The 12,428-nt window shown below is 65.1% G+C and carries 14 protein-coding genes; 3 read left to right on the top strand and 11 right to left on the bottom strand.

Annotated features, from left to right (window positions below; translation table 11 throughout):
- The 7 genes from W823_RS51060 to W823_RS51035 all read right to left on the bottom strand — a co-directional run.
- The coding region (locus tag W823_RS51060) for a Clp protease N-terminal domain-containing protein (RefSeq protein WP_023961412.1) at positions 1-431 on the bottom strand (431 nt) is incomplete at its 3' end.
- 32 nt (positions 432-463) lie between these two features.
- Positions 464-679: a hypothetical protein gene (locus W823_RS51055; RefSeq protein WP_023961410.1), complete on the bottom strand. Its 216-nt coding sequence runs from the start codon at positions 677-679 to the stop codon at positions 464-466.
- 172 nt (positions 680-851) lie between these two features.
- Positions 852-1,658, bottom strand: coding sequence for an endonuclease domain-containing protein (locus W823_RS56815; RefSeq protein WP_023961408.1), 807 nt, complete (start codon positions 1,656-1,658; stop codon positions 852-854).
- Positions 1,659-1,798: 140 nt separating this feature from the next.
- Entirely contained in the window at positions 1,799-4,339 is a 2,541-nt protein-coding gene (locus W823_RS51050) for an FtsX-like permease family protein (protein ID WP_023961406.1), read from the bottom strand.
- Positions 4,336-5,004: an ABC transporter ATP-binding protein gene (locus tag W823_RS51045; protein WP_023961404.1), complete on the bottom strand. Its 669-nt coding sequence runs from the start codon at positions 5,002-5,004 to the stop codon at positions 4,336-4,338. The genes W823_RS51050 and W823_RS51045 overlap by 4 nt, the downstream gene beginning before the upstream one ends.
- Before the next feature lie 61 nt (positions 5,005-5,065).
- On the bottom strand, positions 5,066-6,208 hold the full coding sequence (locus tag W823_RS51040) for a PLP-dependent cysteine synthase family protein (protein WP_023961402.1): 1,143 nt from the start codon (positions 6,206-6,208) through the stop codon (positions 5,066-5,068).
- A 15-nt stretch (positions 6,209-6,223) separates the two neighbouring features.
- Positions 6,224-6,670, bottom strand: coding sequence for a DUF4229 domain-containing protein (locus W823_RS51035; protein ID WP_023961400.1), 447 nt, complete (start codon positions 6,668-6,670; stop codon positions 6,224-6,226).
- Between the two features lie 258 nt (positions 6,671-6,928).
- Between W823_RS51035 and W823_RS59355 the strand changes: the two genes are divergently transcribed.
- The 3 genes from W823_RS59355 (at position 6,929) to W823_RS51025 (ending at position 8,215) form a co-directional block, all read left to right on the top strand.
- Positions 6,929-7,180 (top strand): BldC family transcriptional regulator, encoded by a 252-nt coding sequence (locus W823_RS59355; protein WP_051406664.1) that lies wholly within the window; start codon positions 6,929-6,931, stop codon positions 7,178-7,180.
- A gap of 125 nt (positions 7,181-7,305) precedes the next feature.
- On the top strand, positions 7,306-7,554 hold the full coding sequence (locus tag W823_RS51030) for a hypothetical protein (RefSeq protein WP_023961396.1): 249 nt from the start codon (positions 7,306-7,308) through the stop codon (positions 7,552-7,554).
- A 238-nt stretch (positions 7,555-7,792) separates the two neighbouring features.
- Positions 7,793-8,215: a helix-turn-helix domain-containing protein gene (locus tag W823_RS51025; protein ID WP_023961395.1), complete on the top strand. Its 423-nt coding sequence runs from the start codon at positions 7,793-7,795 to the stop codon at positions 8,213-8,215.
- A gap of 47 nt (positions 8,216-8,262) precedes the next feature.
- On the opposite strand, the gene ccsB is transcribed toward W823_RS51025, so the two are convergent.
- From ccsB to W823_RS51005, 4 genes are read right to left on the bottom strand one after another with little or no spacing between them, the layout of a single operon-like run.
- Complete coding sequence (gene ccsB / locus W823_RS51020) at positions 8,263-9,183, bottom strand: c-type cytochrome biogenesis protein CcsB (RefSeq protein ID WP_235189640.1); 921 nt, start codon at positions 9,181-9,183, stop codon at positions 8,263-8,265.
- Entirely contained in the window at positions 9,104-11,050 is a 1,947-nt protein-coding gene (locus W823_RS51015) for a cytochrome c biogenesis protein ResB (protein ID WP_023961393.1), read from the bottom strand. Before W823_RS51015 ends, ccsB begins: the two co-directional genes overlap by 80 nt.
- Positions 11,047-11,868 (bottom strand): cytochrome c biogenesis CcdA family protein, encoded by an 822-nt coding sequence (locus W823_RS51010; protein ID WP_030165512.1) that lies wholly within the window; start codon positions 11,866-11,868, stop codon positions 11,047-11,049. The genes W823_RS51015 and W823_RS51010 overlap by 4 nt, the downstream gene beginning before the upstream one ends.
- A 5-nt stretch (positions 11,869-11,873) precedes the next feature.
- Positions 11,874-12,419 (bottom strand): TlpA disulfide reductase family protein, encoded by a 546-nt coding sequence (locus tag W823_RS51005; RefSeq protein ID WP_051406663.1) that lies wholly within the window; start codon positions 12,417-12,419, stop codon positions 11,874-11,876.
- Positions 12,420-12,428: the final 9 nt, after the last annotated feature.

Genomic DNA, 12,428 nt, shown 5'->3' with positions numbered 1-12,428 from the left:
CCACCGTGTCGACGACCGTGCGGGCCGCGCTCTGAGCGCTCGGCACGTTCGGGTCCACCCGGTCGTCCCCGGCCGCCGCGGCGTTTGCCCCAGTTGTCGGTGATGTCGTCTCCGAAGGCGCCTTTGACCGCTTCGCGAACCCTGTCGAGATCGATGCCGATGGCAGCAAGGGCGTCGCGATCTTCGTCGATCCGGTCCTTGTCGGGATCGGAATCGGCGGCATTGGCCTCATGATGGGCCCGGACCACCTCGCGTGCCTGTGGCAAGGTCAAGCCCTGCTCACCGAGGATGCCGAAAGCGGAAAGCCTTGCATTGCAGAGCATTCCGAGGATGAGGTGGTCGTTGCCGAGTGTGGTGTGCCCGAGGTCGGCGGCCTCCTGATACGCAAAAGCCAGGGTTGTCCTGTTGTCACGTGTGAATTGGTGAAGCATGTTGTCTCGCTCTCTGATGCAGCGGCTGACTCTTACTCGCCGCGAAAGTGTTTTTGGTGTACAGCCTGGCGGCTCACCTGGAGTACGTCGGCAATCGCTTGCCAGCTCCACCCTTGTTGTCGGGCGTTGGCAACCTGGACGTCTTCGAGCCGGTCCGCCAACGTGCGCAGCGCTCGCACCGCCGCCAGCCCTTTGGCCGGATCGCGATCTGCAACTGCTGTGGTGATGTCGTCTTGGTTCTCCTGCACGATTGTCAAGTTATCCTGACAAAGGCGGGTTGTCAACATTTATTGACACCCGAATCGCCCCGCCCCCCGGTTTTGGTGGGTTTGGGTGAGAGAAAGCCCAGGTCGCCATCGCCAGTTCTCACCACTTTCGGCTACGACCAGCCGCGGGCGGCGAGTGCGGCCCGCAGCTGGATTACGAACTCATCGCGGCCGGCGTGATGTTGCGGGCTGTGACCGCGATGACCACCCACCCCGCTGCCCGTAGCCGGTTCCATCGCTCCAGGTCTCGTGCGTGCTGTTCACTCTCACGGTGATGAGCTCCGTCGTATTCGACCGCGACCTTGAGGCCCGGCCAGGCGATGTCGAGGCGATACCTGCCGCCCATCACCTCATGCTGCAGGACGAACCCGTCCAAACACTCGTCACACAGGATCAACCGCAGGCGGGTCTCCCATGGTGATTCTGCGAGGGAGTTCACAAGTCGCAGTGCGGTGATGGCCTTGCCGATCCCCCAGTGGTTCTCCCACCGCTTGAGTTCGACTCTTATTTCATCGAGCATTGTCGGCCTCAGACGAGCCATGCCATCGAGAGCCGAGACGGCATCCTCCCGCGAATTGAATCGCCCCAGGTCGATCCCTGTTCGGGCAAGCGAGGTGAGTCGGACGCCGTCGATATCGACGACGTCATCGTGGTCGATCTGCACTCTCCGGACACAGATTCCGTCATAGCGCCGGTTGCCCTCGATCGGCGCCGTGATCTCGGGCTGCGCGCAGTCCGGGCGGAAGGGATTGCCCCAGAAGTGGGCCGCTGACCAACCGCACAACACGGCATCGTCGTGGACCATGCCGGCCGCGATCGAGTGCGTTCGAAACGTCAACGGCTGGTCGTTTCGGAGCCACACGCCCCGCGCGACACTGCGATAGTCGAGGCGAAGTTCATGCCGTGACATCACGGTCAGCAGCTCCGTCACGCGCGCCGGTCCGGTCGGTAATTCCCCCATGCGGAAAGTCTGCACAGACTGACGCACGAGAATCTCGTGTCAGCAAGGGTTATCCACAGCCCCGACACCCCAAAGTGGTGGGAACGGGCGAGGTTGACCTGGGGAAACGCTCACCCGAACCCACCAAAATCGGGGAGGGGCTACTCGGTGAGGATGGCTTCGCTGATGTTCATGCGGCCGGCGCGGGCGGCGGGGAAGAAGGCTCCGGCAAAACACAGCACAAACGCGACCACCACGTAGATGCCGATCACGATCTGCGGCGAATACTGCACCTGGACCGAGGTGGTCTCGGTGAGGATCTTGTTGCCCACGACGTGCAGAGCGGTGCCCATCACCACACCCAGCAGCGACCCCACGGCCGCGACCGCAGCCGCCTCGGCCAACACCATGCGGCGGACGAAACGCCGTGAGGCACCCATCGCGCGCAGCACCCCGAGCTCACGTTTGCGCTCGATCACCGACAACAGCAGGGTGTTCAGCAACGCGACCGCGGCGACCACCGCGACGATCCACTGGATCGCGATCGCGAACGCTCCGGACTGTTCGACCGACGCCTTCGTGGCGTCGAGACCTTCTTGGCCGGTATAGACGTTCATCGGCATCGACGTGGCTCCGTCGGCCGCCGCCTCGATCAGCGGACGCATCTGTTCTCGATCCGCCCCGGGCTCCAGATCGACCTGCAAGAACGTCGCCCCGGGCCGATTGAACCACTGCGACAACAAGTCCGACGATATCGCCGCGGTGCCGGAGTTGATGCTGACGTAGTCGACGAGCTGCAGCACCGGCAGTTGGTGGAAACCCGTCGGCGATGCGATCTCCACCGTGTCCCCGGCGTCGACATCGAGGTTCCGGGCCAACGTGTGCGACATGACCATCCCACGTCCGGCCAGCACCTCCTGGATGACCTCCGGGCGAGCCTTGCGGACGAATGGTGCACTCGTCTCGGGTTCCAAGCCCTGCAACAACACTCGTGACTCACCGACATTGACCGCGGCCCACTGACCGCGGACCACCCGCTCGACGCCCGGCACCGCAGCCACCGCTTCGGTCACTGCAGGATCGATGACCGGGCCGTCGGGAATGGACGACTTCTCCTGCGACGACACATAGAAGTCCGGGTCGGCGAGCCCGCTGAGCGACCCGGTGATCGACGACACCAGGTTGTTCATCACCCCAGAGGTGCACAGCCCCACCGTGATCGCCACCGCAACCGTCATCAACGTCGCCCACGCACGACGCGGCGCGCGTTCGGTGTTGACCGCACTGAGCTTGCCCGGCCCGCCGAACCGCCCGGCCAGCCAGGTCACCGCCGCCACCAGCGGCGGCGTGAGTGCGTAACAGACCAGCAGCATTCCGACACAGAAGACGATCCCGGCGGTCACCACCGCCCGGCCCTGGATCTCGTCGGACATCAGCCAGCCGGCGACGATGAGCACCACTCCCAGTACCGCGCAGATCTTCGCGGCTATTCCGCGGCCCGACTGCTGATCGGCCGCGACGCTGCTCGACATCGCTTCGATCGGCGACACCGTGAACACCGACCGCGCCGCCAGAACACTTGCCGCACAACAGGCGAGCACACAGGCCACGACAGCTGCGGGCGCCGCGTACCCGGGCAACGAGAACTCGACGGTCGCACCGTACGACGACAGCACGTCGGGCAATTGGCCGATGGCCCACCGTCCCGCCAGGATCCCGATCGGTACACCGATCAGGCCTCCGACCAACCCGAACAGCGCGGCTTCTCCGATGAGGTCGGCGACAAGTGGTCCACGCCTCCCGCCCAGCGCTCGGATCATCGCAATGGACGAACGACGCGATGCCACAGCCATGTTCATCGTGTTGAACACCAGGAATCCGGCGATGACCAAGGAGATCAGCGAGACCAGCAGGGTGGAATCGCGCGTGACCGACGCTGCGGTCTCGGCCTGTTTTGCCCGGAAGTCGGGATCGACCACCACCGCGCGCCCGTCGACCACTCCCTTGAGCTGATCACGTAGCTCGTCCGTCGTGGCGCCCGGCTCCTTGGTCACGAGGATCGAGTCCACCCGCCCCTCGTGGTCGGTGATCTGTTGTGCCAGGCCGAGATACGCGAAGACGAAACGTCCACCGTTGATGGTCTGGGCCTCGGGCGCGTCGATCACCATGGTGACGGTGGTGTCCACCCCGTTGATCGTCACCTCCTGACCCTTCTGCAGTCCGGTGCCCGTGCCGACACTGATACCCGACATCAAGGTGGTCAGATCGGTGCCCTCGCTGGTCGCGGCGCCCTGCACGGCGTCGCGCAGATCGCCGCTGAGCGCGGTGATGTTGTTGTCGCTGCCCAGCACCGTGGTTCGCTTGCCGTCGATGAAGACCGAGCTGTTGATCAGTGGGACAACACTTCTGGCCGCCGGGGCATCGCGGCGGATCTCCCCCGCCAGCTGGTCGTCGACACCGGAGTCGACGATGCCCGCGACCTCGAGGTCGGCGGTACCGGAGATGGTGGCGCTGAGCTTCTGCACCGACGAGGTCAACGAACCGTAGGTTCCGAGCACCGCGACCATCAGAGTGGCGGCCACGACGATCACCATCAGCGAGGTGATCACCCGCAGCCGGTGCCCCAGCAGCTCACGAAGATTGACGACCCGGACACGCGTGGCCCCGGCGAGCAGCGAACCCACCAGCGGGAGACGGCTCACTCCTCGATCTTTCCGTCGCGAACCGTGATCGTCTGGTCGGCGTGTGCCGCGGCCTTGTTGTCGTGGGTCACCATCACCACCAGGCGCCCGTCGCCTTCGTGGGCCACCTCGGTCAGCAGTTGGAGGATGGATTCGCCCGTGTGAGAGTCGAGGTTGCCGGTCGGTTCGTCGGCCAGCACGATGCGCGGGCTCATGATCAGCGACCGTGCGATGGCGACGCGCTGCATCTGCCCGCCCGACAGCTCAGACGGACGATGCTTGGCCCTGTCGCCCAGACCGACCCGGTCCAGCAGCGCGATCGATTCGGCCTTCGCCGATCGCAGCGACCGCCCATCGAGAAGCCTTGGCAGCGCGACGTTCTCCCACGCCGACATGGTGGGGATCAGGTTGAAGAACTGGAAGATGAAGCCGACCCGATGCCGCCGGAACTCCGACTGCTCAACCTCGGACAGGGCCGCGAGATCAAGACCGTCCACCACGATCTTTCCTGAGTCGGGTACGTCCAGCGCCCCCAGGACGTGCAGCAATGTGCTCTTGCCCGCACCGGAGGGGCCGACGATGGAAACGAAGCGACGGCCTTCGAGGGTGAGGTTCAGCCCGTCGAGGGCGCGCACCTTCTGCTCGCCCATCTGGTACTCGCGCACCAGGTCGGTCGCCTCGACCATCAGCCTCGGCGGTTCGGCGACCGCGCCGTGTCCCCCACTTCGCTCGGGGTGTGGACCCTGCTCACTCACTCCACTGTCCGGAGGCGAAGAACTCATCCAAAATCCCCTCTGCCCGGCCCAGGTCCAGTCCGTTACCTGCGAGCCATTCGTCGTTGTAGTAGGTCCCCGAGTACCGATCACCGCCATCACACAACAGCGTCACCACGCTGCCCGCCTGCTTGTTCGCCCGCATCTCGGCGACCAGTCGCAGCGCGCCCCACAGGTTGGTGCCGGTGGAACCACCGACTCTCCATCCCAGCACGTCGCTGGCCCGGCGCGCGGCCGCGATACTTCCCGCGTCCGGTACCGACACCATGCGGTCGATCACCTGCGAGATGAACGACGGTTCCACCCGTGGACGGCCGATCCCTTCGATACGCGACGACCGTGCACCACCCGCCTGCGGTTCCGCGCCATCTCGGTAGGCCGGATAGAAGGCCGAGTTCTCGGGGTCCACCACACACAGCCAGGTGCGGTGCCTGCGATAGCGGATGAACCGTCCGATCGTCGCGGAGGTTCCGCCGGTTCCCGCCCCGACCACCACCCAGGTCGGGATCGGATGTTCTTCCTGCGACAGCTGACTGAAGATCGACTCGGCGATGTTGTTGTTCCCCCGCCAGTCGGTGGCCCGTTCAGCCATCGTGAACTGGTCGATGAAGTGCCCGTTCGTCTCGTCGGCCAGTCGCTGCGCCTCGGAGTAGACCTCGTCGGACCGATCCACGAAATGGCAACGGCCGCCCTGGCGTTCGATCAGCGCGATCTTGGCCGGCGACGTGGTCTTGGGCATCACCGCGATGAACGGCACCCCGATCAGCTGAGCGAAGTACGCCTCCGACACGGCGGTGGACCCGGACGACGCCTCGATCACCGTGGTGCCCTCGGTGATCCAGCCGTTGCACAGCGCGTACAGGAAGAGCGAACGTGCAAGGCGATGCTTGAGCGAGCCGGTGATGTGGGTGCTCTCGTCCTTCAGATACAGCGAGATCCCTGCCGTGCCCGCGCCGTCTTCCCACCGCGACCACGCGGGGAGCGGGAACCGCAGCAGGTGGGTGTCGGCGCTGCGGGTGGCGTCGGCCTCGATCAGCCGCACGGCATTGTCGACCCATCCGCGGTCGGACCTGCGGTCGATGTCGTGCGTGCGTGCTGCACCATCGGCTGAGGTCATGTCATTCCCGTCTCGTCACACACTCGACGAACCGGTGCCGCCATCGGACTCCGGGCGTCCCTCGCCGCGCAGCCTGGCGTTGAGGTTCTCGCGCTGAGCCTTGCGGCCGGCATCCACGGTCGCGATGCCGACATTGACGCGGTCACGCAGTCCGCGGAACAGGACCATTCCCAAGGGCAGCGCGATGATCACCGCGAAGAACGCCGCAACCAGGATGGGGACGTCCACACCCACCGCGCGGCCGAGAAGGTAGATACCGCCTGCCAACGCAATCACCAGGGCGATCCGCGCGACGGTGAAGGCAAGCAGATCGAACGCGAGACGGCGACCGGCCCCCGGGCTCGGTTCCACGGCCGGAGCCGTTTTCTTCGCCGACGGCGCGCGCCGGCCGCCCGGCTTGTCGCTCTTGGATCCGCCTGCGCCGTCAGGTCCGGTTCCGCCTTCGGCTGCTTGTTCGCTCACGAACTAGACCTTACTTCTCTCCGCACCGACCCAAAACGGGCGCCTTTGCGATCCCTTTACCAACAGCTGACCGTTCGAATACCTGGGGTTTCGGGTGTAACCATGAGGTCGCGGTGACTCGCGGATCGTCGCGGCCACCGACACCCGCAGGATTCTTCGCGACCCGCCGAGACCTCCGTCAGGAGTCACGGCGCGGCCGATGTGAGGCCGGACTCGATAGGAGCACAAATGACGTTTGCAAGCCCCCACGGTGCAAACATGCCGAACTCGGGTATCAACGGATCTGCAGCAGGTATCGCCCCGCCGGCGCTGAGTCCGCAGGCAGCGAGCCAGCACACCCTCACCCCCGGCCAGGTTGCCGCGATGTTCAACGTCAATCCGAAGACTGTGGCGCGTTGGGCCAGTTCAGGCCTCCTGGGGGCCATCCGCACCCCGGGCGGGCACCGCCGTTTCCGGGAATCCGACGTGGTCGCGCTGCTCAATCGCCGGACCCCTGCCACCGGCAGCTGACATTCAACTCAGGCCGAACTCCGGGCAACTCGCGCCAGACCACAGGATCGCCCTGAATGCCCGGCATCTCACGAGCCCGCCTCCCGTAGCCTGGAGGACACGGCTTTGATTTCGGAGGTGCCGACATGATCTACCTACTCGCCATCATCGGCTTGCTGGCACTCACTTACCTGGCGTGGCGTGCGTTCGGCCCGGACGCGCCCGCGATGCCGGGGCACTCGAGCGATCGCACACCGGGTCGGCAAATTCGCCGCGGCCCGGTCGGTCCGGACGATGATCCTGAGTTCCTCAACGACCTCGACCGCAAGGCCCGAAATAAAGATCCCAAATTCCAAGCCGACGGTGACGACAAACCCAGCGCCACAGATCAATAAACTCCGGTTGGGCTACTGACCTGCACAACTGTCCAAAGTTTGTTGAACCAACGTCCAGGTTCTCTCTGCGAACACCGACGGTTTCGGGCGCGAAAGCGCGGACAAAGTTAAGTAAGTCAACCCTTGGTTCGGCGTGCTTTTCTGGGTACCCATTTTGCGAACTTTAAAGGTAGAGTCTCGGTCTAGTTCGATCCTGCAATACCGCCGGGGTCAAATTAGAGGTCTGGGAGATTGAGAAGTGGCAGCTGTACAAGATGGAAAGAGCTTTGCCGAGCACCTGAATGAGCTGTTCAGCACGGTGCGCGACGAAAACGGTATTCCTTACACCGGCAAGAAGATCGCGCTGAAGGCGAACCAGCTGGGATACACGCTCAGCGATGCGTACATCTCGCAGCTTCGTACGGGCAAGGCCAAAACCCCGTCGTTCCGCACCGTCGAAGCGATCTCGCGAGCATTTGAGATCAGCGTCACTTATTTCCTGACCGATCCCGACGAAGACCTCAAGCGGGTAGAGCAGCAGCGTGAGTACGTCCAGATGGCCGCCGAGACCGGCGCGCACCTGGCCGCGTTCCGCCAAGAGGCCATCTCCACCGACACCCTCGACGTGGTCATCGAGCTACTCAAGGTCGTCAAGAAGCAGCAGGCCGACCGCGACGAGTGAGAATGGTCCGGCGGACCCTCGGGTCCGGCGGTCCACCTCGGGTCAGGTCAGAGTCCGGCGTACGAATGTAGGCCGGACACAACCAGATTGATGATGAAGAGGTTGAACAACATCGCCACGAAGCCGGCGATGTTGATCCACGCGGCGGCGGTGTTGCGCCAGCCCGCGGTTGCCCGGGCGTGTAGGTAGGCCGCATAGATCACCCAGGCGATGAACGACACCGTCTCCTTGGGATCCCAGCCCCAGAACCGGCCCCACGCCGCTTCGGCCCAGATGGCTCCGCAGATCACGCCGAGCCCGAAGAGGGGGAAGGCGAAGACCACGGTCTTGTAGGCCAGTCGATCCAGGGTCTGCGCGGGTGGCACGCGTTGCAGGATGCGTCCCCAGAACCGGTCGCTCGGGTTTGGGTATTTGAGCTTCAGCAGGTACAGGATGCTCGCGACACCGGATACCAGGAACACCCCTGAACCCGTCGCGACGATCGAGACATGGATGGCAAGCCAGTAGGACTTGAGGGCGGGCACCACCGGGGCGGCGTTCGTGTACAGGTAGGTGCCTGCGATGAACAGCAGGATCACCACGGGCAACAGGACGAACCCGAGCAACGGCCGGTATTCGCGTTTACGGAGCACGAACAGGGCGGCGACCATGCCCGCCGCACACGAGATCGAGACGAACTCGTACATGTTGCCCCACGGAGCGCGACCGGTCGCGAAACCACGAAGGACGATCGACCCGATCTGCAGCGCGGTCGCGAGCAACACCACGCCGAACGCCATCTTGGCCAGCCGATCACCGAGCGGTGCCTTGGCCGCCGTCTCGAGCTTGCCCGGGGTACGGACATCCGACGCGGGCACCACGGTGCGGCCGGCGCCTGCTGCGACGAGTTCAGCCGACTTCTCGACGACCTGTCGCTTGCTGGCCAGCGCGGCCAGGAACATGACCATCGCCAGTACGTAGACCGTCAGCGCGGTCCCGAAGCACAGATCCGAATATCGGGACAGCGTCTCGTTGACGTCCATCGCTCACCTTCCGCAGCCGATCGCTACTTACGCTTGTTGCCCTGTGTGGCTTGGTTGCCGGACGCGGCGGGGTGATCCCCAGCAGGTCGGCGACCATGTCGGGGAAGCCTTCTCCCCATCCGGCCTGGTCGGTCCGGGCCAGTCCGGCCATCTCTACTACACAGCGTCGCACACCCAGAGTAGAGGTCTCGGGCCGATTCTGAGAATCCGGTCCGTGGGCGGAATCGCCAGCCTGATCTGCGGCGTCTGCGGGCGCCCGCGCACGGGCATCGTCAAGGCTCGTACCTGCGGTCAGTGGTGTGATCCGGGCCCAGACACGGCGGCGCTTGATCAACAGCGAGACCAGCAGTCCGGCCAGCATCGCGATCGACGAACCGAGGACCCAGTTCTGGGCAGGGTCGTGGGACACCTGCATCGACACCCAGCGTTGATAGCCGTCGAAGGAAACGGTGGTGCCGTCCTCGAGCGTCGCCTTCTCTCCCTGCTGGAGGTTGACGCGGTCCTTCTTGAGCAGCCGGCCCTGATTGATCATGTTGACGTCGAGACTGAACACATTCTGTGCGCGACCGGTGTCGAGGCCGGTATCTCCCTGGTAGATGTCGACGGCGACCGCTGGGTTCTCCGGCAGCGGGAACGACGACGTCATCAGGCCGCCGTGGAACACGGCCGTCGGCGCGAACAGCCCCTCGATCGCGATTTGGTTCTTGCGCCGCTCGTCCTCGTTCGGGTACAGCCCGGCGGGGGTGTCGAACCGGGCCGCACCGCTCGACATCATCGTCTGCAGCTCGTTGGGCTGGAACGGGACGGTCTGCGAACGGGTCTCGCCGTTCGGGAAAGTGACGGTGAAGGTGGGGGCGAAGCCGTTGCCCAGCAGGTAGATCCGGTCGCCTGCGATCCGCAGCGGGTGGTTGACCTTGACCTCTGCGTCTTTCCAGATGTCGCCGTCAATGTCGTCGCCGACCTGGTACCGCACCTTCGAGCTGTAGTCCTCGGGCTGGCCGGTGGGCAGGAACTTGGCCTCGAACGAGTCGACCTGCATGCAGAACTCGTTGAGGTTGGTGCCGTCGACCAGGTTGCCGGCGCGGAACGAGTCGTAGACCGCCGTGGAGGTGTTGCACAGGCCCTCGTCGCCGTTGGCCACCAGGATGCGGGTGCCCTCGTAGCCGTACAACTTGCCTGCCGCGATCGAGACGAGCAGCGCCAGGAGAGCGAAGTGGAAGACCAGGTTTCCGAACTCGCGCAGGTAACCCTTTTCCGCGGAGATCTCGGTGACGGTGACCACCGAGCCGTCGGCTTCGGTGCGCTGCGTGGTCCGGGTGGTCTTACGCCATCCGCGGAGTCCGTTGTTGATCCGCTCCGCGATGCCCTCGGGGCTGCCGTCCACCTCGTGGCTCTCGTGCCGCGGTAACCGTCCGAGGTTGCGCGGGGCGGCCACCGGACGCGCCCGGAGCGACTTGGCGTGCTCCACCATGCGCGGGGTGAGGCACCCGACCAGGGAGATGAACAGCAGCGCGTAGATCGCGGTGAACCAGACACTGCCGAAGACGTCGTACATCTGCAGTTTGTCGAACAGCTCACCGAAGAAGCCGTGGTCGGCGATGTACTGCGTGGTCTTCTGCTCGTTGAGGTCGCGTTGTGGCAGCAGCGCGCCGGGTACCGCGGCCAAGGCGAGGAGGAACAACAGGGCCAGCGCGGTGCGCATGGACGTCAGCGAGCGCCAGAGATTACGCGCGGGCCACAGGAGGTAGCGCTTGATCGGGCTGGGCGGCGGCACCTTGCCCGGCTGCGGCGCCCTGGTCGCGGTGGCGGTCATATCGGCAGCACCGTGTCGGTGACGAACATGTCGCGGACCCAGACGATGAACTGATCCCACAGTCCGGTCACCAGTGCCACGCCCACGACAACCAGTAGTACACCTCCGAAGATCTGGATGGCCCGGGCGTGACGGCGCATCCAGCCCACCGCACGCAGCGCCCATGCCGAGCCGAAGGCCAGCAGGACGAACGGCAACCCCAGGCCGAGGCAGTAGAAGACGATCAGGGTGACCCCACGCGCAGCCGTCGCACCCTCGGTGCCGCTCGCGGTGGTGATGACAGCAGCAAGGGTGGGACCGAGGCACGGTGTCCAGCCGAGTGCAAACACTGCGCCGAGCAAGGGTGCGCCGACGAGATTGGACACCAGTCGCGGATGAAACCTCGCGTCGCGCTGCAACATCGGGATCAGCCCGATGAAAACCAGCCCCATGATGATGGTGACCACGCCGCCGATGCGTTGCAGCAGTTCACGATTGACGATGAACGTGCTCGTGATCCCGAACACCGATGCGGTGGCGAGGACAAACACCACCGTGAAGCCGAGGACAAACAGCAGCGCAGCACCGGTGACCCGAAGTCGCCCAGCCTTTCTCGACTCCTTGGGCGACATCGCCGGCGCCTCGGCTCCGACGAGACCGGCAAGGTAGGAGAGGTAGCCGGGCACCAGTGGCACCACGCACGGCGAGGCGAAGGAGACCAGACCGGCCAGCACACACGCGCCGAGGGCCAGCAACAGTGGGCCCGTCGAGACGGTGTTGGAGAAGCTGTCCCCCACACCGGCGAGCGTTGCCGTGCTCTGGGCTCCGGCGCTCAGCATCACCGTCATTGCTGCGGCGCACTCTCGGCGGCGACCCGCTCGACGACGGGCTGCAACTCTTCGGCGGTGATCGCCTTGAGGAAGACGGCGGCCGCGCGGTGGTCGCGGTCGAGGACGAGGGTGGTCGGAACCACAGATGTGGGGGTGGTGAGCTTGGCCAATGTGCGGCCCGGGAAGTCGAAGATCGACGGGTAGGTGACGCCGCGGTCCTTCACGAAGTCACGTGCCGTGCTCTTCTCGTCGCGCAGGTCGATACCGAGAAAACTCACGCCCTGGGCCTTGGTGGCTTCGTACACCTGCTCCAAGGCCGCGGCCTCGCCGCGGCACGGCCCACACCACGAACCCCACACGTTGATCACCACGACCTGGCCCGCGAAGTCTGACAGGTTGATGGTCTTGGTGTCGTCGAGCAGGTCCTCGCCGGAGATGGCGGCCACCTTGCCGCGGTCGGCGGGAGGATCGTAGAAGATGACCGTCTTGCCGCCGGGCGAGACGAACTCGAACGTGTCGCCCTGGGCGACCGCGTCATCGCCGGTGCTGCACGCCGTCATCACGAGCAG

This window comes from Williamsia sp. D3 (genome assembly GCF_000506245.1).
Lineage (GTDB): Bacteria > Actinomycetota > Actinomycetes > Mycobacteriales > Mycobacteriaceae > Williamsia > Williamsia muralis.
This window is presented reverse-complemented; position numbering and strand designations above follow the sequence as displayed.

Bases quoted from the DNA above. Each gene is read 5' to 3' on its own strand.
- W823_RS51040 (WP_023961402.1), bottom strand. From the start codon at position 6,208: ATGACCTCAGCCGATGGTGCAGCACGCACGCACGACATCGACCGCAGG.
- W823_RS51030 (WP_023961396.1), top strand. From the start codon at position 7,306: ATGATCTACCTACTCGCCATCATCGGCTTGCTGGCACTCACTTACCTG.
- W823_RS59355 (WP_051406664.1), top strand. From the start codon at position 6,929: ATGCCGAACTCGGGTATCAACGGATCTGCAGCAGGTATCGCCCCGCCG.
- W823_RS56815 (WP_023961408.1), bottom strand. From the start codon at position 1,658: ATGGGGGAATTACCGACCGGACCGGCGCGCGTGACGGAGCTGCTGACC.
- W823_RS51010 (WP_030165512.1), bottom strand. From the start codon at position 11,868: ATGCTGAGCGCCGGAGCCCAGAGCACGGCAACGCTCGCCGGTGTGGGG.
- W823_RS51015 (WP_023961393.1), bottom strand. From the start codon at position 11,050: ATGACCGCCACCGCGACCAGGGCGCCGCAGCCGGGCAAGGTGCCGCCG.
- W823_RS51045 (WP_023961404.1), bottom strand. From the start codon at position 5,004: ATGGTCGAGGCGACCGACCTGGTGCGCGAGTACCAGATGGGCGAGCAG.
- W823_RS51005 (WP_051406663.1), bottom strand. From the start codon at position 12,419: ATGACGGCGTGCAGCACCGGCGATGACGCGGTCGCCCAGGGCGACACG.